Consider the following 17,552-nt stretch of genomic DNA (forward strand, 5'->3'; position numbering starts at 1 on the left):
TGATTTTCGCATGCCCTGTGACATCCGTCACGGAAGAGTGGCCGCCGCCAGCCTCAGATGGACCGTGGTACCCCGGCCCACCTGGCTCTCGATGAAGAGCAGGCCGTCATGGGCCACGACGATGCGATGGCAGACCGCGAGGCCCAGGCCCGTGCCCCCGCCGAAGGTGCTGAAGAAGGGGTCGAACACCCGCGACAGCGTCTCCGCCGGGATGCCGCAGCCGTTGTCCATCAGGGTCAGGTGCCAGCAGTGGCGACCTTCCAAGGGCTCCTCGAAGGCGGCGAGGGTGAGCCGGGGATGTTCGATGTCCTCCAGGGCCCGGTTGGCGTTCTGGAGCAGGTTCTGGGCGACCTGGCGCAGCAGATCGGAGTCCCCCTCCCAGGTGGCGGCCTCGGGGATCTGGTTGTCCCAGGGCACGCCTTCGGCCAGCGTCGCATTCCGCAGCGCCTCCTCCCAGAAGGCGCGGAGCGGGATGGCCACGCGCTTGGGTTGGAGGTCCCGGCTGAAGGCCAGCGTGTTCCCCACCACGCGGTTCAGGCGGCCCACGCCTTCCTGCATCTTGCGGGCGAGCTCCAGGGGACCTTCCTGCTCCTGGAGATCCTCCACGAGCATCCCGGAGAAGAGGGCCAGGCTGCCCAGAGGGTTCCGGATCTCGTGGGCGAGTTCGGCGGCCATGCGCCCCATGGCGGCCAGGCGGTCCTCCCGGGTGGCCTGCTGGGCGCGGAACACGGCTTCGGTGACATCCCGCAGGGTGACGATGGCACCGCCGTGCGGGGCCGAGCGGCGCTCCTCCTCGAAGATCTGCTCCCGCCCCTCGGCCGTCTTGAAGCGCCGCTGCCCGCCCGGACTGCCGGGTTCCCAGGGCATGGGGCCCTGGAGGAAGCGGCCGTCGAGTCCCTGCGGCCGATTGGTGAAGCGGAGCGAGCCATCCTCCCCCAGCACCCAGATGGCGAAGGGGACGGCTTCCAGCACGGTCTGCAGCTCGCCCTGGAGCTGGCCCAGCTGGACCTGGAGCGCTTCGTAGCGCGCCTGGAGATGCTCCGAGGCGGCCGTGAAGGCCTCGAAGGCCTCCAGGAGCTGGCGGGGATCGGGGTGCGCCTCGAGGTGGGTCACGGCGTCACCGGGTGCTTGAGGACCCCACGGAGGGCCTCCCGATCCTCGCCCCGCGGCTCGGCCTCGACCATGTGGCGGAGGAGTTCCTGCGCCTCGGCGGTTCCCAGGGCCCACAGGGCCCGGGCGGCGGCGAGGCGGATGTCGTGGGGTTCCACGCTGGCGAAAAAGCCCCGGCGCCGCACGAGGTCGGCCAGCGCTGGCTGGGCCTTGGGGGAGGCGATCTGGCCCAGGGTGGTGATGGCCTGCACCCGGAGCGGCTCGAGGATGCGCTTGTCCTGGGCGATCTCGGCAACGGGAGCCACGCTGCTTTCCGAGCGCAGCTGGCCCAGCGCGAAGAGGATCTCCTGGAGCGTCTCAGGGTCCGTGTCCTTCATGCGGGCCACCAGGTGCGGCTCCGAGGCGGGGCCGCCCAGCTTCCAGAGGGCCCGCACCGCCGCGCGGCGGACGCGCGGTTCCGGGTGCCGGAGGATGGGTGCGATGGCGGGCACGGAGCCCGCATTCCCCAGGTCCGACAGCAGGGCGAGGGTGTTCCTCACCAGGTACCAGGCCGGGGAGCCCAGGGCCTCGGTCAGGGGGGGAAGGGACAGGGGGCCGAGGTTCCGCACGGCCTCCACCAGACGGCCGCGGCGGGTGCGCTCGTTCTCGTCGCCCAGCATGGACACGAGGTGCCGGGCCATGGGCGCGCCCACGAACTCGAGATAGGGATACACCTCCTGGACGACGCGATGCCGGTCCGGGTCGAAGATGTGGTTCGCCGCGGCCGCCAGCAGGTCGGGCTCCGCAAGGGAGCCGCGCAGGCTTTCCAGGGCCTGGTTCCGCCAGGGCTGCTGCTCCTCCAGGAAGGCACACAGGCCCTCGAGGGCCTGGATGTCGGCGATCAGGTGCCGCAGGTCCCCGCGCCGGACCAGGGCCGAGGCCATCGCCTCCAGTCCTCCGGCGGTCCAGCGGTGGACGGGGGGATCCGGCTCCCAGGCGAAGTGGGCGCGGAGGGCTTCGGCCAGCGGGCCCTCGCCGCCGGGGGGAAGGCCGGGATCCTGGACCCAGCGGGCCACGCCTGCCAGGGTCTGGGCGGCGTTCAGGCGGATCTCGGCCCGGTCGTTCCGCAGGGTCTCCAAAAGCACTTCCTGCACCCGGAGGAAGGCGTCGAAGCGGTGGAGATCCAGGAGCTCCCGCAGGAAGGCCAGGCGTTGATCGAGGGTCAGCTCGAAGAGATGGCCCTCTTCGAGGACCTTCACCAGCTTGGCCTCGAGGGAGAGGGCCTCCCAGTCCAACCGCCGGAGGAGGGCCTCGGCCTGGCCGGCATCCAGACCCGAGCTCCGCAGGTGCGATGACAGAGCCCGCACCAGGGCCTCCCGGTCCGGCAGGGGCCGGAGAATGTCCTCCAGCGGGCCCCGGAGGTGAAGCCAGGAGGCGCCCTTCGCCAGGATGGAACTGGTGGCCACGGCCAGGATCTCGCCCGCCAGGGCCTTCACGGCCAGGGCCAGGCCGGCGGGGTGATCCGGGAGCGAAGCCAAGCCGGCCAGGAGGCTCAGCTGCACCTCGGGTTCCATGCCCATCAGGACCTGGCGGAGGATGCCGAGCTGGGCGGGCGTAGGGTGACCGTCCCCCAGGCCCAGCTCGTACCCCAGGGGGCCGAGTCCGCTCAGATCCGCGGCCTGGAATCCGCGGAGAACCCCGGCCTCCCCCTCGCCGGAAGGACCGGGGCCTGCCCCCAGGCCCGCCCGGATCCCGGGCGCGCGGGGGCCGCTGGCGGGAGGGGCGAGGGCGGAGAGCAGCGCCTCGCGGATGGCCTTCATCAGGGGATCTTCGGCCGGGGTGGGCGGCGCGGGATTGAAGGCGGGGGCCTGGTCCTCCCGGGCGCCCTCCTCGCCTTCATGCACTTCCTGGTAGCGGATCTGGGAGACCCGGATGCGCAGGACGCCCGCATGGCATAGGAAGGCCTCCAGCCCGCCCGCCTCCTCGAGTTTCTGGGGTTTGGTGGCCAGGCCCTGGAGGAAGGTGAGGTATTCCTCCTTCGTCACGCCCCGCTCGAAGACGAAGCCGCCGACGCCCCGCTCCGAGACCGACCGCACCAGGGCGGCGACATGGGGGTTGCGGGCGTCCTGTACGACGCCATCCGCGAAAGCCTTGGCGCCCGAGACGATGAACTGGAGGCGCTCCTGGGTGGTGAGCCAGCGGTCCAGCACCAGGTGGGAGGCCGCCAGGGATTCCTGGGTTCTCGGGTGGGCCGCGGTGTACATCTGCAGCGCCTTGAGGGCCAAGGTCAGGCTCTGGGCAAGCTGCAGGAAGTCATTCATGCGGGGGTCACCTTCATGGGATCGGACCATTCACGGCTGAGCTGATCGTAGTGGGCCCGGAGGAAGGCCAGTCGGCGGCGGCCCTCCTCCCGGGCGGGCTCCGTGTTGAAGCTGTCGGTGATGCCCTGCGCCAGATCGAGCCAGGCCACGCCGCGGCGCAGGATCTCCTCGGTGGTGATGGGCTGGAAGGCGCCGCTGATGCACCCGAAGTGGATCAGGCTGGCTGCGCCGATCTTGCTGAGCTTGTCGCAGTCCCACAGGCAGGCGGTCTCCAGGGGCTCGAGGCGCTTCGTGAGCTTCAGGCCCACATGGTGCTCGATGGCGTGCCGCACGGCGGGGATCTTCTCCGGCGGAAAGTCCGTGCCCGAAAGGATCTCCTCCACCCGTGCCGAGGCATCCTGGGCATGGGTGTCTTTTGCGTGGGGATCCTTCAGGCGCTTGGCCACATCATGCAGCCACGCGGCGCATTCCACCACTTCCCCATCGGCCCCTGTCGCGGGCGCAAGCCAGCGCGCCAGGAGCACGGCCGCATAGGTATGCTCGAAGCGGTAGTTGAAGATGGGCCGGTAGGCGCCCTCCACCTCGTGGCCGATGCCCCAGAACCGGATCGCGTCCGCGTCCGAAAAGCGCCGCAGCGCTTGCTCACAGGCGGTCCGCCAGGGGGTGGGCTGGGTCATGGGTGGCTTTCCTGGTGGGCCCGGAGAGCCCCGAGGGTGGCGTGGATTTCCTCAAACATGGCGCGGTCGGCCCAGGGGGCGCAAGCCTTCGCCAGGCGGTCCATCAGCGGCTGGAGGCCGGCCGCCGGGGCCAGCCCGAGGATGCGGAGGCCCTCGAGGGCCATGCGGGCTTCGATGGCCAGCACCTGCTCCAGGGCATCCACGGCGCGCAGCAGTTTGCGGGCGGCGATGGGACCCATGCTCACATGGTCCTCCTTGCCCGCGCTGGTGGGGATGGTGTCCACGCAGGCAGGGTGGGCGAGACCCTTCATCTCGCTGACCAGGGCCGCCGAGGTGACATGGGCCATCATGAAGCCGGATTCGAGGCCGCCGTTCTGGGTGAGAAAGGCGGGCAGGTCCGAATACGCCGGGTTCACGAGCCGTTCCTGTCGGCGCTCGGAGATGCTGGCGAGATCCGCCGCCGCGATGGCGAGCACATCGCAGGCGAAGGCCGGGTACTGGCCGTGGAAGTTGCCGCCGGAGCGGGATTCCTGGGTGTCCGTGAAGATCATCGGGTTGTCGGTGGCGCTGTTGAGCTCCCGCTCCAGGATGGCGCCGGCGAAGGCCAGGGTGTCCCGCGTCACGCCGTGCACCTGGGGGATGCAGCGCAGGCTGTAGGCGTCCTGGACCCGGTGGCAGTCCCGATGGCTTTCGGCGATGGCGCTGGTGTCGCCCAGGAGGTCGCGCATGCGCTCGGCCACGGCGATCTGCCCGGGATGGGGCCGCACGGCATGGATGCGGGGATCGAAGGCGGCGCGGGTGCCGCGCAGGGCCTCCAGGCTGAGCCCCGCGATCTCGTCGGCCAGGCCGGCGAGTCGGGTGAACTTCTCCAGCGCCAGGTTGCCCAGGGAGGTGATGAGCTGGGTGCCGTTGATGAGGGCCAGGCCCTCCTTGGCCTGCAGGGTCACCGGCTTCAGGCCGGCCTGGGCGAGGGCCTCGCCGCCGGGGATGTGCTGATCTCCCGACCAGGCCAGTCCCTCGCCCACGAGCATCAGCGCCATGTGGGCCAGAGGCGCCAGGTCGCCGCTGGCGCCCACGCTGCCCTGGCTGGGCACCACGGGCACGACATCGCGGTTCAGGCATTCGGTCAGCAGGCGGATGGGTTCGGGCCGGATGCCGCTGTGGGCCTTCAGCAGGCAGTTGATGCGGGCGGCCATGAGGGCCCGGGTCTGGTCCTTCGGCAGGGGCTCGCCCACGCCGGCCGCGTGGCTGCGGATGAGGTTGAGCTGGAGCAGCTGGAGCTGCTCCGGGGGAATGACCACCGTGGCGAACTGGCCGAAGCCCGTGTTGATGCCGTAGACCGTGCGGCCTTCGGCCACGATGCGATCCACCACGGCCCGGTTCTCGGCCACGAGCGCCAGCGCGCCTTCGTCCAGGGACACGGCTTCGCCGGCGGCGATGCGCGCCAGCAGAGGCGCGGTGAGGGATCGTCCATTCAGCAGGATCATCGGGTTTCCTTGCGGGAGAGCGTGAGGGCGAGCGCCAGGGCCAGGACCAGCGTGAAGCCGGCCACCGCGTAGGTGCTGTGGCCGCCCCAGCGGGCAAAGGTGAAGGTGCCCACGGCGGGGCCGATGATGCGGCCCAAGCCCGTCATGGCATTCATGACTCCGAAGAGGCTGCCCTGGTCCTCCGGCGGCGTCAGCTGGCTGGCGAGGGCGGAACCGGCGGTGTTGCCCATGCCGCTGCCCCAGGACAGGGGAATGAGCAGCAGCAGGAATGGCCACATCCAGTCCGCCCTGGGCATCAGGGGCAGGGCCGCGCCCATCAGCACCAGGCCCGTGATGAGCGCGGCGCGCTCGGGGACGCGCTTGGAGATGGTGCGGACCAGGCCGCCCTGGTAGATCACGAGCAGCACGCCGATGCCGGCGAAGAGGTATCCCACCTCCCGCTGGTGGAAGTTGAAGCGCTGGTGGACCAGGAGGGCGAAGGTGCCTTCCATCATGGAGAAGCCGGCCATGGCGAGCAGCGACACGCCTAGCAGCTGGGGCATGCCGGGGCGCTTCAGGGCCTTCACGAGGGCATGGCCGCGGCTTTCGGAGGCCCGGGCCCGGGCGCGCACTTCGGGCGTGAGGGTCTCGGGCAGCCAGAGCAGCACCATCAGGGAAGCCGCCAGGGACAGGCCGGCCGCCACGAAGAAGGGCAGGTGCCAGCCGCGGGTCTCCAGCAGGTGGTGCCCAAAGGCGCTGCCGCTGAGGACGCCCGCCAGGGCCGGGCCGAGCACGAAACCCAGGCCGAAGGCGGCCCCGATCATGCCCATGACTTTGGAGCGTTCGCTGGGATCGGAGGTGTCCGCCATGGCCGCCTGGGCCACGGAGATGTTGCCGCCGGTGATGCCGTCGAGGATCCGGGCCGCCAGGATCCACTCGAAGCGGCTGGTGAGGGCGAGCATCATGTAGCCGACAGCCGACCCCGCGAGGCTCATCCAGAGCACGGGTTTGCGGCCCGACACATCCGAGATCCGGCCCAGGATGGGTGAGGCGATGAACTGCATCAGGCTGAAGCTGAGGAAGGCGACGCCGGCCCAGAAGGCGCCCGGGGTCGTGCTGCCCCCGCCCAGCCCGAGGAAGTGGTTGACGCTTTCCATCCAGTGGCTGGGATGGTCGGCGATGGCCTGGGCGTACAGGGGCAGGATGGGAATGACGATGCCGAAACCCAGGAGGTCGACGAACACCGTCAGAAAGATCGCCGTCCTGGCGCGTTTGGAAGACTGCATGGGGTTCTCCAGCCATCCAGTGTAGCTAAGACCCAGGCTCAGTCGCCCAGGGCCTTCTGGATCGCGGTCCGGAGATCCTTGAGCTGATAGGGCTTCTGGAGGAAGGCCGCGGGACTCCCGCCCTGGAAGGCCAGGCGGGAATCCTGTTCGGTGAAGCCGCTGCTCAACACCACGGGGATGCGGGGGTCGAGGGCGCGCATGGCCTGGAAGGCCTCCCGGCCATCCATGCGCGGCATGGTGAGATCCATGAGCACCAGGCGGAGGCTCGTCCGATGTTCCCGGAACCGCTCCAGGGCCTCCAGTCCGTCGGTGGCGGTCACCACCTCGAGTCCCAACGAGGTCAGGGCCGATCCCGTGGTCTGGAGGATCTGCGGTTCATCGTCCACCAGCAGGACGAGCCCCCGGACCGGCGGGGCCTCCGCAGACGATTCCCCAGACGGTCTGGGAGAGGCCGGTTCGCTGGCGGCCGGAAAACACAGGCGGAAGGTGCTGCCGCGGCCCACTTCGCTGGCGATGCGAAGCCCGGCGCCATGGCCCCGGAGGATGCCCAGCATGGCGGAGAGGCCAAGGCCACGGCCCGTGGCCTTGGTGGTGAAGAAGGGATCGAAGATCCGCTCCATCACCTCGGGGGTCATGCCGCTGCCCGTGTCCTCCACTTCGAGCACCACATGGCGTCCGGGGACGGGGGCCTCGACCCGGTACCGGCTCCGGAGATCCCCTTCATCGAGGTCCTCCAGGGACGTGGAGATGTGGATGGCCCCCTCGCGGTCGCCGATGGCATCTGAAGCGTTGGTCACCAGGTTCATGACCACCTGCTGGAGCTGGGCCACATCGGCCTGGATGGCCGGAAGGCCGGGTTCCAGATCGCAGCGGAGACGGACCTTCTTCGAGATGGACACCTCCAGCAGGTGGGTCAGGTCCCGGACCACGGCGTTGAGGTCGTGGGGCCGCACCATGAAGTGGCCGCGTCCCGAATAGGCCAGCATCTGCTTCGTCAGCTCCGTCGCCCTCAGCACGCCGGCTTCCATATTCGCCAGGTAGGGGCGAGCGGGGGAGGTCTCCGGCAGGTGCATCTGGGTGAGGTTCAGGTTGCCCAGCACCACCGTGAGCAGGTTGTTGAAGTCGTGGGCGATGCCACCGGCCAGGACGCCCAGGCTCTCCAGTTTCTGGGTCTGGCGGAGGGCATCCTCGGCCTGGCGGCGGTCGGTGATGTCCAACAGGTAGCCCAGGTGATAGGCAGGCGTGGCACCCTGGCCCGCCACCGCCGTGCTGAAGTCGTAGAACCAGCGATACGGCCCGGCGGCGGTGCGGAGCCGGTACTGCTGCTCATAGTGGGTGAGGCCCCGGGCCTTGAATGCCGCAGCGGTGGCATGGGCCGATTCCAGGTCCTCGGGGTGCACCAGCTCATCGTAGGAGAGGCGGCCGCTGATCAGATCTTCCGGCGGGAAACCCAGGATGGTCTGGACATTGGGGGAGATGTACTCCACCGGCCACCCCTCCGCGCTGCTCCACTTGATGACCATGACCGGGCCTCCCACGAAGAGGCCCCGCTCCGCCCGGAGCGCTCCCTCCACCCGCTGGCGCTCCGTGATGTCGGTGGCGATGCCGATGATGGATTCGAGGCGCCCGCCCTCGTCGAACACGGGCGTGATCAGGTTGTCGAAGAGGCGGTCCCCCCCCTGGGTGACCTCCCGTGAACCCTTCCCGGCCATGGCCTGGCGGATCTGGTCGGCGACCAGAGACTCAGCCCCGTACATCTCGATGGCCGAGCGTCCGACCACTTCCCCTGGGCGGAGGCCGAGCTCACTCAGGCCCAGCCCTTCGGAGAGGGTGAAGCGGCCCTCGGGATCCAGCTGGTAGATGATGGCCTGGGAATTGGAGAGGACCGTGCGCAGCCTGCGCTCGGTGGCCCCCAGGGCCTGTTCGGCCTTCTTCCGTTCCGTGATGTCCCGGGTGACGGACAGCAGGCAGGGAAGGCCATCCACCTCCATGACCTTGCCGGACATGAGCCCGACGAGCGTGGTCCCGTCCTTCCGCCGGAAGAGGGCTTCCAGCCCCGTGAACTCCCCGCGCTCGCGGATGAACTGCACGGCCCGGGCGCGGTCCCCGGGATCCACCCAGAGGCCCAATTCCAGGGCCGTCTGGCCGATGGCCTCCTCGGGGGTCCACCCGGTCAGGCGGGTGAAGCCTTCGCTGACATCCAGATAGGTCCCGTCGGCCAGCCGGGTGATGTTGATGGCGTCGGGGCTGGCGTGGAAGGCGCGGGAGAACTTGTCCTGGCTCTGCCGCAGCGCCGACTCGATGGCCTTGCGCTCGGTGACATCCCGGGTGATGGTCAGCAGGCAGGTCTCGCCGGCCATCTGGATGAGGGTGCCCGAGACCAGCCCGGTCCGGAGCGAGCCATCCTTCATGTGGAAGAGGGCTTCCAGCCCCACGAAGTGCCCCTCGGTCTGCAGCATCTGCTGCATCCGGTCGCGGTCCGCCAGATCGGCCCACAGGCCCAGCTCCATCGTGGTGCGTCCGAGGGCCTCGTCCCGGCTCCACCCGCTGAGGGCCGTGAAGGCCGGATTGACATCCACATAGGTGCCGTCGAGGCGGTTGATGTTGATGGCGTCGGGGCTGGCCTGGAACGCCTTCGAGAATTTCTCCTCGCTGGCCCGGATGGCCTGTTCCGAGGCCCGGCGCTCCGTGATGTCCCGGACATTCGTGAAAATGGCCTCGTGGCCCTCGAAGGCGAGGAAGCCGCTGCTGATCTCCACCGGGAGGAGGCTCCCGTCCTTCCGCCGGTGGAAGGTCTCCTCCCGGTTGGAGCCGGACCGCTTGATCTTCTCCCACCGGGCGGGCCAGGTTTCGGCCGACACGGCCGGATCCACATCCGGAACGCCGAGGCGGAGCAGTTCTTCCCGGGTGTATCCCAAGGATTCGCAGGCGGCGCGGTTGGCGAAGATGAAGCGCCCGGATTGCTCCATGCCGAACACGGGATCGGCGGACTGGTCCATGGCGGCCGTCAGGACGCGCTGGCTGGCCTCGGCCCGCTGGCGTTCCAGTGCCAGGGCCACCTGGCCCGAGACGAAGACCAGCAAATCCCTTTCCTGGGCCGTGTAGCGGCGGTGCCCCTCGTAGATCTGGATCACCAGGGCCCCGAAGACGCCCTGCTCGCCCATGAGGGGAACGCCCAGCCAGTCCAGCGAGCCGGCGCCGATGGGTTCGATCTCGCCGGCGGCCTCGAGCCGGGCCAGGAGTTCGTCGTCCAGCAGCAGGGGCTGCTCGGTCCTGAGCACATACTCCGTTAGTCCCCGGCGGAGCATCCTGGGCTCGGGGGCCGGATCCAGGGCATCCACCCAGTAGGGAAAGGAGACGAGGCCCGAGGTCCGGTCCCAGAGGGCGAAGTAGAGGTTCTCCGCCGGCATGAGGTCGCGGACGATGGTATGCACCCGGCCGAAGAGTTCCTGGAGGTTCTGGGCCCCCGCCGCGGCTTTCGCGATGCGGTAGGTCGCCCCCAGGTACCGGCGTACCATGACGAGGGCTTCGGCCGGATCCTGGGGCTCCCGCAGCGGCTGCATGGGTTCGTTATCGGCGGCCCTCCGAACGACACAAGTATCGTGCTGGCGGTCAGGCCCAGCGGAACCGGCGAACGGCCAGGGCGAAGGCGGCCAGGGCCCAGGCCGCCACGATGGCGAGCCCGGTTCCGTGGCCCACGAGGCTCCCCCCATCGTTGAAGACGGCCCGGAGGGCCCGGAGGAAGGGCGCGAGCGGGAGGATCGCCACGGTGTGCTGGAGCCAGGCCGGGGCCGCATCCAGCGTGAAGTAGACGCCGCTGAGCAGCATGAGGGGGAAGAACACCAGGTTCGAGATGGCGGCGTAGCCTTCGGAAGTTTCCGCGAAGCCGCTCAGGGCGAACCCGAAGGCCATGAAGCAGCCCGTGCCCAGGGTCATGATGAGCAGCAGGTCGAGGAAGGAGCCCTGGTTCTGGATGCCGAAGGCCAGGCGGCCCACCAGCAGCAGGATCGCAGCCTGGATCACGGTGACCGTGAGCCGGTGCAGCACCTGTCCCAGCAGGAAGACCCACTTGGGCAGGGGCGTCACCGCCAGGCGTCGGAACTTGCCCTTCTCCCGGTAGGAGACATTCACCATGCCCACGCTGAAGAGGCCCATGCTGACGAGGTTCAGGCCCAGCAGGCCCGGGAGCAGGAACGAGGCGTAGTTGGTCGAGCGCTTGTGGCCGGGGCTTTCCACCTGGACCGGGATGCGCTGGGGCTCGGGCGCCCCGCTCAGGCGGGCCTGGGCCACCAGCCAAGCCTGGTTCACGAGCCCGGCCGTGGCCCCGGCCTGGGCCATGAGGTAGCTGTTCAGCCGCAGGCGGTAGCCTTCGCCGTCCGGTTCGAGCTGGGCGGCGGTCTCCCCGCGCGTCCACCGGGCCTCGGCCTCGGCTTTCGGCAGTGTCTGGACCTTGAGCTGGAGGTCCGTGAGGGCCTGGTCCAGGGCCGCATCGTGGGCGGAGGGGTTCGGGGACTGCACCCGGACCACCGAGAGCTTCGGCCCGCCCCCATCCCGGAAGATCGTTCCGAATCCCATGAGCAGGATCACCGGGAAGGCGAAGGTCCAGAACATGGCCACGCGATCGCGGCCGTAGAGCCGCCATTCCATGGCGAATTGCCTCCAGAGCAGCATGGTCACTCCCTCAGGCTCCGGCCCGTGCGGTGCAGGAACACATCCTCCAGCGTGGCGCGGCGGATGTGGACCTGCTGGAAGGGGACGGCGGCGGCCTCGGCGGCCTCCAGCAGCCGGGGCAGCAGGGCCTTGGGATCGGGCGTGGGGATCTCCCACAGATCGACGCGGGGCTCCACGGCCTGCCCCAGGCGCGCGGCGAAGGCCGCGGAGTCGGGGGCGGCCCCCTCGAAGGTGAGCTCCACCACGCTGGGAATGGCCAGATCCGCGATGAGCGAGGCGGGCGTGCCCGTGGCGATCACCTTCCCATGATCCATGATGGCCAGGCGGTCGCACAGGGCCTCGGCCTCGTCCATGTAGTGCGTGGTCAGCACCACGGTCCGGCCCTCGCCCTTCATGCGCCGCACCACATCCCACAGGCTGCGGCGGGCCTGGGGATCGAGGCCGGTGGTGGGCTCATCGAGGAACACCAGCTCGGGGTCGTTCACCAGGGCCAGGGCGAGGGCCAGCCGCTGCTGCTGACCGCCGCTGAGGGTGATGTGATAGGCGTCGGCCTTCTCCTGGAGCTGCACCAACTCCAGGAGATCTTCGGTGCTCCGCCGCTTGGGGTAGTAGCTGCCGTAAAGGTCGAGCGATTCCCGCGGCGTGATCTTGTTGAAGAGGCTGGTGCTCTGCAGCTGGACGCCGATGCGGGCGCGGATCTCCTGCCCCTCTTTCGCCCAGGTCAGGCCGAGGATCTCGATGTCCCCGGCATCGGCCTCGGTCAGGCCCTCGATGATCTCCAGGGTGGTCGTCTTGCCCGCGCCGTTGGGGCCGAGGAGGCCGAAGACCTCGCCCCGGGCCACTTCCAGATCCACGCCATCCACCGCGAGGACTTTGGGGAAGGACTTTCGCAGGCCGCGGATGCGGAGGGCTGGAGCGGACATGGATTCCTCCGGAACGACCATCATGCCCGGGTTCGACCTCTGTGGGCACAGCCAAAGAGACCCGGACCAGGGCGCGGCCATCCAATCCGCGGCCCTCGCGGGTGGCCGGTTCAGACGCGCCAGAGTCCCCAGTCGGGCCGTTCACCGGAAATCCGCCCGGCCGCGGCATCTCGGGCCTGGACGGTGTCGTACCGGGCGGCCCAGCAGCTGCCGGAGCCGCACAGCAGCGGCTCGCCGCCGGTGTCCCGCAGGGCGTCGCGCACCTCGGCCAGGGGCGGGCAGACCCACAGGGCCGCGCCCGTGAGGTCGTTCCGCCAGGGAGGGGCGGTGCCCCCGGGTTGCGAAGCCAGGGCCTCGGGGAAGGGGTAACCGACATCCTGGAGGGCCCGGTAGACGCTCGGGGTACTCACATGCAGGCCCGGATGGGCGAGCAACAGGGGCTCCAGGGGCACGGGGCGGAGGGGGAACACGCGCTCGCCGCGGCCCAGGCCGAGGACCGTCCCGCCAAGCAGGAACAGGGGGACATCGCTGCCGAGGCGCCCCGCCATGCGCAGCAGCTCGCCCTCCTGCAGGCCGAGGGCGAACAGTTGGTTTCCCAGCCGCAGGGCCGCCGCCGCATCGCTGCTGCCGCCGCCGAGTCCGGCGCCGTGGGGGATGCGCTTCTCCAGGCGCAGGGTGGCGGGCAGGGGGCGCTGGGCCGCCTCCTCCAGCAGGCGCCAGGCCTTGATCACCAGGTTGGACTCGTCGGCCACCAGCCCCTCGCCCATGGGACCGGTGATGGCCAGGGTCAGCTCGGGGGCGGGTTCCCCCTCCAGCGAATCCGTCAAGTCCGCCACGCCCTCCAGCACGGTGGTGACCAGCTCCAGCTCGTGGAATCCATCGGCGCGCCGCCCGAGCACGGCGAGGAAACGGTTGAGCTTGGCGGGGGCCTGGATCGCGAGAGCCATGGCTCCACGGTAGCGCAACGAGCCGCTAGGCTGATCGGATGGTTCTGTTCTTCCGCACCCTCTGGAAAGCCCTCACGCTCTGGCGCCGCGCGCCCCTGGAGCCGTTGGGCGCCTCGGTGCTCCGCTTCCGCGTGTGGCCCAACGACCTGGATGTGAATGTCCACATGAACAACGGGCGTTTCCTGAGTGTCATGGATCTGGGCCGCTTCGACCTCAGCTTCCGCACCAAGCTGGGCCGGGCCATGCTGCGGAACCGCTGGAAGCCTCTCGTGGGCGCCATCACCATGCGCTACCGCCGCAGCCTCGATCCCTTCGAGCGATATGAGCTGCACACGCGGCTGCTGGGCTGGGACGAGAAGTGGGTCTTCCTAGAGCAGCGCTTCCTGAAGCGCGGCGGCGAGCTGGCGGCCGAAGGCGTGGTGAAGGCCCTCTTCCGGGGAAAGCACGGCAATATCCCCGTGGCCCAGGTCCTCGAGCAGATGGACTACGAGGGACCTCGGCCGGATCTGCCCGACGCTGTCCGCCGGTGGGCCGAGGGCTGACGCTGAAACGATTTGGCGAGGATGTCATGACCTTCCCTCCTGGAACCTACCGGATTTCCCTGGATCCCTCCGAGCTGCAGTTCGAGGTGATCCACGGCTACCTGTCCAGGAGCTACTGGTCCCCGGGCATCCCCCGGGAGGTGGTCGAGAAGGCCGCCCGCCACAGCCTCTGCGCGGGTGCCTACGGCCCCGGCGGCGCCCAGGTGGGCTTCGCGAGGATGGCCACTGACCACGCGACCTTCGGCTACCTCGCCGATGTCTTCGTGCTGGAGGAGCACCGTGGGCTCGGCCTCTCCCGGGCGATGGTGAAGGCCCTCATGGACCTGCCGGAAGTCCAGGGCATGCGCCGGCTGATGTTGGCCACCCGGGATGCGCACGGCCTGTACGCCAAGCTGGGATGGACGCCCGTGACCGACCCCGCGCCCTTCATGCAGATCCAGCGGAAGAACCTCTATCAGGCACCGGAGGCCGGTGCCTGAAGGCTTTACAGCCCGTCTTCCAGCTCGAATTCAGGGTCCGGAATCGAGAGGATGTCCGGGCCGTCCTTGGTGATGGCGATGTCGTGCTCGAACTGCGCGGACAGGGCCCCGTCGCGGGTGCGCACGGTCCAGCCGTCGGGCTCCACCAGGCACTTGTACGACCCGATGTTCAGGATGGGTTCGATGGTGATGGTCATGCCCGGCTCCATGCGGAAACCGGTGCCGGGGCGCTGCTCGGCGAACACCACCTGGGGGTCCTCGTGCAGGTCCCGGCCGAGGCCGTGGCCGATATATTCGCGGACCACCGAGTAGCCGCGCTCTTCCGCGAAGGTCTGGACGGCGGTGGCCATGTCACCCAGGCGCTGGCCCGGGCGGCAGTGTTCGATCCCCACGAACATGGCGAGCTGGGCGGTCTGGATGAGGCGGCGCGCTTCCTCGGTGATCTGGCCCACGCCCACGGTCAGGCAGGTGTCGCCGTGGTAGCCGTCCAGCTTCGCCCCGCAGTCGATGGCGATGATGTCGCCTTCCTGGAGGATGTACTTGCTGGGGATGCCGTGCACCACCTTGTCGTTCACGGAGGTGCAGAGGGTGCCGGGGAAGCCGTGGTAGCCCTTGAAGCTGGGGGTGGCGCCCTGCTGGCGGATGTAGGTCTCGGCGATGCGGTCCAGCTCCAGCAGGCTCACGCCCGCCTTGGCGGAGCGGGCCGCCAGGCGCAGGGCGTTGGCCGCCACGCGGCCCGCCTCGCGAAGCTTTTCAACCTCTTTGCGGCTCTTGTATCGGATCTGTTCGCGGATCAGGACCATGTGCCCCTCGACCTCCAGTCTAACGGGTAGAATGTCGGCATGGCGCGACCTTCGCAGATCCTGGTGATGACAACCTTCTCCCTGGGGCTCCTGGTGGCCTGCCGGGGCGTCCCCGCCCGGCCCGCCGTGGTGCCCGCCGAGGCCCAGTGGGCCGGCGAGGGACGCCGGGGCGTCTTCCTCAAGGTCGGCCCCCACCAGGGCACCCTCTGGCAGCTGGAAGTCTGGGACCGGAAGGGGAAGGTCCTGGGGGCCGGATCTTTCCGCCTGCGGGGCTTCGCGAAGGCCGAGATCGTGTCCGACGAGGTGCTGGCCTGGGAGAACGGGGCCCTCCAGCTGAAGGACGGCACCTGGCTGGTGCCGGAAAAGCCCTGATGCCCTATACCCGCGAGGAAAAGGACTGGCTCGAGCGCGAGTGGGCCTTCCGGGCCTGGGGCCGCGCCGGTCTGCTGTCCACGGACGACTACCGCCAGGTGCTGGCCTGGGAGGCCGCCGGCGTGCCCATGGAGCTGGTGGTGTCGGCCCTCAACGCCTTCTTCGACCGCCGCGATCAGCGTGAAAAGCCGCGCACCTTCGTGGCCCTCAAGCACCTGGACCGCGATGTGGCCAAGGCCGTGAAGCTCCGGGAATCCCTGCTGAGGGCGGGCCCCGAGCTGGATCTGGGCAAGGGCTGGACGCAGGTGAAGGCGCCGCTGCGGGATGATCCCGCGGCCAAGGCCGCCTTCGAGACCTGGCAGCGCTTCCGGGCCGCCGCGCCCTCCCCGGAATCCGCAGGCTATCTGGCCCACCACGACCAGGAGCGGGAGGCCCGCGCGGCGCTGCTGGCGCTGGCCGAGGCGGCGCTCGGGCCCGCCGCGGAGCCGCTGCGCAGTGAGCTTCGCCATCGGCTCGAGGCCTCCGACATGAAAGAAGGCGGCCTGGTGTGGAAGCGCGCGTGGTCCCACCACTGGGCCCGCCTCGTGGCCGCGGCCTGGGGTCTGCCGCTGGAGGGCGCATGACCGTCGAGGCCCGCTGGCAGCAGGAGCTGGAAACCCCCACGGCGGGGTTCTTCGAGGCCTTCGCGGCCCAGGCGGCTGCTCCCGACGGCGTACGCGACGGCGTGCGCGAGGCCGTGAAGGCGCTCATTCCCCGCATCGACTGGGACGCCTACCAGCCTCATGTGCCGCACGGCATCCTGGGCTTGAGGTCCGTGCTGCGGCTGAGGCCCCTGTTGGACGAGGCGGATTTCCTCCGGGCCCTGGCCACCCAGCTGCACATGGCGGCGCACGAGGGACGGCGCTCCGCCGCGGCCACCGCGCAGGTGGCCGCGGCCAAGGGCAGCGGCAGCTGGCGGAACCTGGAGGCCTTCATCCAGGCACGGAAGCCCGGCCTGGCGTACGCCGAAACCCAGGGCTTCGACCTGCCGGAGGCCGCGGACTTCCAGCGCCTGGGAGCGCTGGTCGAGGCGGACATGGCCAATGTGGGGCATAAGGGCATCTTCGCGTGGCACCTCGGCGATCTCCACGAGCGCCTGGAGCGTCCGCGGGCCACGGGGCGGCGCCTGTTCGGGCTGGTGGCCTGGCTGGCCGCCACGCAGGAGGACACCTTCTGGTGCCGCCGCGCGGCCAGGCGGCTGGAGGGCGCCGAACCCCGCGTGGTTCCTGGTTCCGCGCGGAGAGCCGCCGGAGAAGGGGATGTCCGGGAACTTGAGGCCGCCGTCCGCGAGATCTGCGATCTGGGGCTGGTGGGGCTCATGGCGGCTTTCACGGACCGGCTGAAGCGGGGTACCCCTGCGGAAGAGCTGCTGGCCGCCCTGACCCTGGCGGCTGCGGAGAAGGTGCGCGACGCCCGTCGCGACCTGGAGGGCAAGACGGCCTGGATCTTCGTGTACCTGGCCATGCTGGTCGAAACCCATGCCCAGGACCCCCGGACCTGGGCCCAGGCGGCGGCCCTGGTGAACCTCTTTCCCACCGACGAGGCGGACGAGCGCATGCAGCCCCGGCCCGCCGCCGCGCCCAGCGCCGAGGGCCTTCTCAATGCCGTGCTGGACGCGGAAGTCCCCGAGGCCATGGGCCAGGCCCAGGGCCTCTGCCGCCTGGGGCAGGCCGAGGCGACCCTCCGGGCCTTGGCGTCGGCCGCCACCTTCAACGATCCCAGCTTCAACCATGCCTCGCACCTGCTTGCCGTGGCCTCCGCCGCGGACCTGCTGCCCGCCTTGCCGGGCCAGGTCGGCGAAGCGGTGCTGGTGGCCCTGGCCAAGAGCCTCGCCAACAGCCAGGGCAGCGGCGACCTGGGCCGGCTGGCGGACCGGGCGCTCGCGGGGGGAAAGGGGTTCCGCGCCGGGACGGAATGATTTCCCAGGCTCCAGAGCG

15 protein-coding genes are annotated in these 17,552 nt (G+C 70.0%); 5 read left to right on the plus strand and 10 right to left on the minus strand.

Annotated elements, in window-relative coordinates; translation table 11 throughout:
• Window positions 1-27 precede the first annotated feature (27 nt).
• From QUD34_RS05765 to ispE, 9 genes are all read right to left on the minus strand, one after another.
• Window positions 28-1,113, minus strand: a complete 1,086-nt coding sequence (locus tag QUD34_RS05765; RefSeq protein ID WP_286355643.1) for a sensor histidine kinase — start codon at window positions 1,111-1,113, stop codon at window positions 28-30.
• Window positions 1,110-3,410, minus strand: coding sequence for a HEAT repeat domain-containing protein (locus tag QUD34_RS05770; RefSeq protein WP_286355644.1), 2,301 nt, complete (start codon window positions 3,408-3,410; stop codon window positions 1,110-1,112). Before QUD34_RS05770 ends, QUD34_RS05765 begins: the two co-directional genes overlap by 4 nt.
• Window positions 3,407-4,087 carry an HD domain-containing protein gene (locus tag QUD34_RS05775; RefSeq protein WP_286355645.1) on the minus strand — a complete coding sequence of 227 codons (681 nt, stop codon included), beginning with the start codon at window positions 4,085-4,087 and terminating at the stop codon, window positions 3,407-3,409. The genes QUD34_RS05770 and QUD34_RS05775 overlap by 4 nt, the downstream gene beginning before the upstream one ends.
• Window positions 4,084-5,574 carry a histidine ammonia-lyase gene (gene hutH / locus QUD34_RS05780; RefSeq protein WP_286355646.1) on the minus strand — a complete coding sequence of 497 codons (1,491 nt, stop codon included), beginning with the start codon at window positions 5,572-5,574 and terminating at the stop codon, window positions 4,084-4,086. The genes QUD34_RS05775 and hutH overlap by 4 nt, the downstream gene beginning before the upstream one ends.
• Window positions 5,571-6,839: an MFS transporter gene (locus tag QUD34_RS05785; RefSeq protein ID WP_286355647.1), complete on the minus strand. Its 1,269-nt coding sequence runs from the start codon at window positions 6,837-6,839 to the stop codon at window positions 5,571-5,573. The genes hutH and QUD34_RS05785 overlap by 4 nt, the downstream gene beginning before the upstream one ends.
• 38 nt (window positions 6,840-6,877) lie before the next feature.
• Window positions 6,878-10,402 (minus strand): PAS domain S-box protein, encoded by a 3,525-nt coding sequence (locus tag QUD34_RS05790; RefSeq protein WP_286355648.1) that lies wholly within the window; start codon window positions 10,400-10,402, stop codon window positions 6,878-6,880.
• 49 nt (window positions 10,403-10,451) lie between these two features.
• Window positions 10,452-11,510: an ABC transporter permease gene (locus QUD34_RS05795; protein ID WP_286355649.1), complete on the minus strand. Its 1,059-nt coding sequence runs from the start codon at window positions 11,508-11,510 to the stop codon at window positions 10,452-10,454.
• Between the two features lie 2 nt (window positions 11,511-11,512).
• Window positions 11,513-12,433 carry an ABC transporter ATP-binding protein gene (locus QUD34_RS05800; protein WP_286355650.1) on the minus strand — a complete coding sequence of 307 codons (921 nt, stop codon included), beginning with the start codon at window positions 12,431-12,433 and terminating at the stop codon, window positions 11,513-11,515.
• Window positions 12,434-12,543: 110 nt separating this feature from the next.
• The gene (gene ispE, locus QUD34_RS05805) at window positions 12,544-13,380 is read right to left on the minus strand and encodes a 4-(cytidine 5'-diphospho)-2-C-methyl-D-erythritol kinase (RefSeq protein WP_286355651.1); all 837 of its coding nucleotides are present in this window, start codon (window positions 13,378-13,380) and stop codon (window positions 12,544-12,546) included.
• A gap of 38 nt (window positions 13,381-13,418) precedes the next feature.
• Between ispE and QUD34_RS05810 the strand changes: the two genes are divergently transcribed.
• Window positions 13,419-13,922, plus strand: coding sequence for a thioesterase family protein (locus QUD34_RS05810; RefSeq protein ID WP_286355652.1), 504 nt, complete (start codon window positions 13,419-13,421; stop codon window positions 13,920-13,922).
• Window positions 13,923-13,948: 26 nt separating this feature from the next.
• Entirely contained in the window at window positions 13,949-14,401 is a 453-nt protein-coding gene (locus tag QUD34_RS05815) for a GNAT family N-acetyltransferase (RefSeq protein WP_286355653.1), read from the plus strand.
• Window positions 14,402-14,406: 5 nt separating this feature from the next.
• Here QUD34_RS05815 and map read toward each other — a convergent pair whose 3' ends face one another.
• Window positions 14,407-15,204, minus strand: coding sequence for a type I methionyl aminopeptidase (map, locus tag QUD34_RS05820; RefSeq protein ID WP_286355654.1), 798 nt, complete (start codon window positions 15,202-15,204; stop codon window positions 14,407-14,409).
• Window positions 15,205-15,243: 39 nt separating this feature from the next.
• Between map and QUD34_RS05825 the strand changes: the two genes are divergently transcribed.
• Genes QUD34_RS05825 through QUD34_RS05835 form a run of 3 tightly spaced genes read left to right on the plus strand, consistent with a single transcriptional unit; the run spans window position 15,244 to window position 17,533 of the window.
• The gene (locus tag QUD34_RS05825) at window positions 15,244-15,576 is read left to right on the plus strand and encodes a hypothetical protein (RefSeq protein ID WP_286355655.1); all 333 of its coding nucleotides are present in this window, start codon (window positions 15,244-15,246) and stop codon (window positions 15,574-15,576) included.
• The gene (locus QUD34_RS05830; protein WP_286355656.1) at window positions 15,576-16,199 is read left to right on the plus strand and encodes a hypothetical protein; all 624 of its coding nucleotides are present in this window, start codon (window positions 15,576-15,578) and stop codon (window positions 16,197-16,199) included. The genes QUD34_RS05825 and QUD34_RS05830 overlap by 1 nt, the downstream gene beginning before the upstream one ends.
• Entirely contained in the window at window positions 16,196-17,533 is a 1,338-nt protein-coding gene (locus tag QUD34_RS05835) for a hypothetical protein (RefSeq protein ID WP_286355657.1), read from the plus strand. The genes QUD34_RS05830 and QUD34_RS05835 overlap by 4 nt, the downstream gene beginning before the upstream one ends.
• The last annotated feature ends 19 nt before the right edge of the window (window positions 17,534-17,552 follow it).

The sequence above is a fragment of the Geothrix oryzae genome, from assembly GCF_030295385.1.
Classification (GTDB): domain Bacteria; phylum Acidobacteriota; class Holophagae; order Holophagales; family Holophagaceae; genus Geothrix; species Geothrix oryzae.

Bases quoted from the DNA above. Each gene is read 5' to 3' on its own strand.
- QUD34_RS05770 (WP_286355644.1), bottom strand. From the start codon at position 3,410: ATGAATGACTTCCTGCAGCTTGCCCAGAGCCTGACCTTGGCCCTCAAG.
- QUD34_RS05775 (WP_286355645.1), bottom strand. From the start codon at position 4,087: ATGACCCAGCCCACCCCCTGGCGGACCGCCTGTGAGCAAGCGCTGCGG.
- hutH (WP_286355646.1), bottom strand. From the start codon at position 5,574: ATGATCCTGCTGAATGGACGATCCCTCACCGCGCCTCTGCTGGCGCGC.
- QUD34_RS05785 (WP_286355647.1), bottom strand. From the start codon at position 6,839: ATGCAGTCTTCCAAACGCGCCAGGACGGCGATCTTTCTGACGGTGTTC.
- QUD34_RS05790 (WP_286355648.1), bottom strand. From the start codon at position 10,402: ATGCAGCCGCTGCGGGAGCCCCAGGATCCGGCCGAAGCCCTCGTCATG.
- QUD34_RS05795 (WP_286355649.1), bottom strand. From the start codon at position 11,510: ATGCTGCTCTGGAGGCAATTCGCCATGGAATGGCGGCTCTACGGCCGC.
- QUD34_RS05800 (WP_286355650.1), bottom strand. From the start codon at position 12,433: ATGTCCGCTCCAGCCCTCCGCATCCGCGGCCTGCGAAAGTCCTTCCCC.
- ispE (WP_286355651.1), bottom strand. From the start codon at position 13,380: ATGGCTCTCGCGATCCAGGCCCCCGCCAAGCTCAACCGTTTCCTCGCC.
- QUD34_RS05810 (WP_286355652.1), top strand. From the start codon at position 13,419: ATGGTTCTGTTCTTCCGCACCCTCTGGAAAGCCCTCACGCTCTGGCGC.
- QUD34_RS05815 (WP_286355653.1), top strand. From the start codon at position 13,949: ATGACCTTCCCTCCTGGAACCTACCGGATTTCCCTGGATCCCTCCGAG.
- map (WP_286355654.1), bottom strand. From the start codon at position 15,204: ATGGTCCTGATCCGCGAACAGATCCGATACAAGAGCCGCAAAGAGGTT.
- QUD34_RS05825 (WP_286355655.1), top strand. From the start codon at position 15,244: ATGGCGCGACCTTCGCAGATCCTGGTGATGACAACCTTCTCCCTGGGG.
- QUD34_RS05830 (WP_286355656.1), top strand. From the start codon at position 15,576: ATGCCCTATACCCGCGAGGAAAAGGACTGGCTCGAGCGCGAGTGGGCC.
- QUD34_RS05835 (WP_286355657.1), top strand. From the start codon at position 16,196: ATGACCGTCGAGGCCCGCTGGCAGCAGGAGCTGGAAACCCCCACGGCG.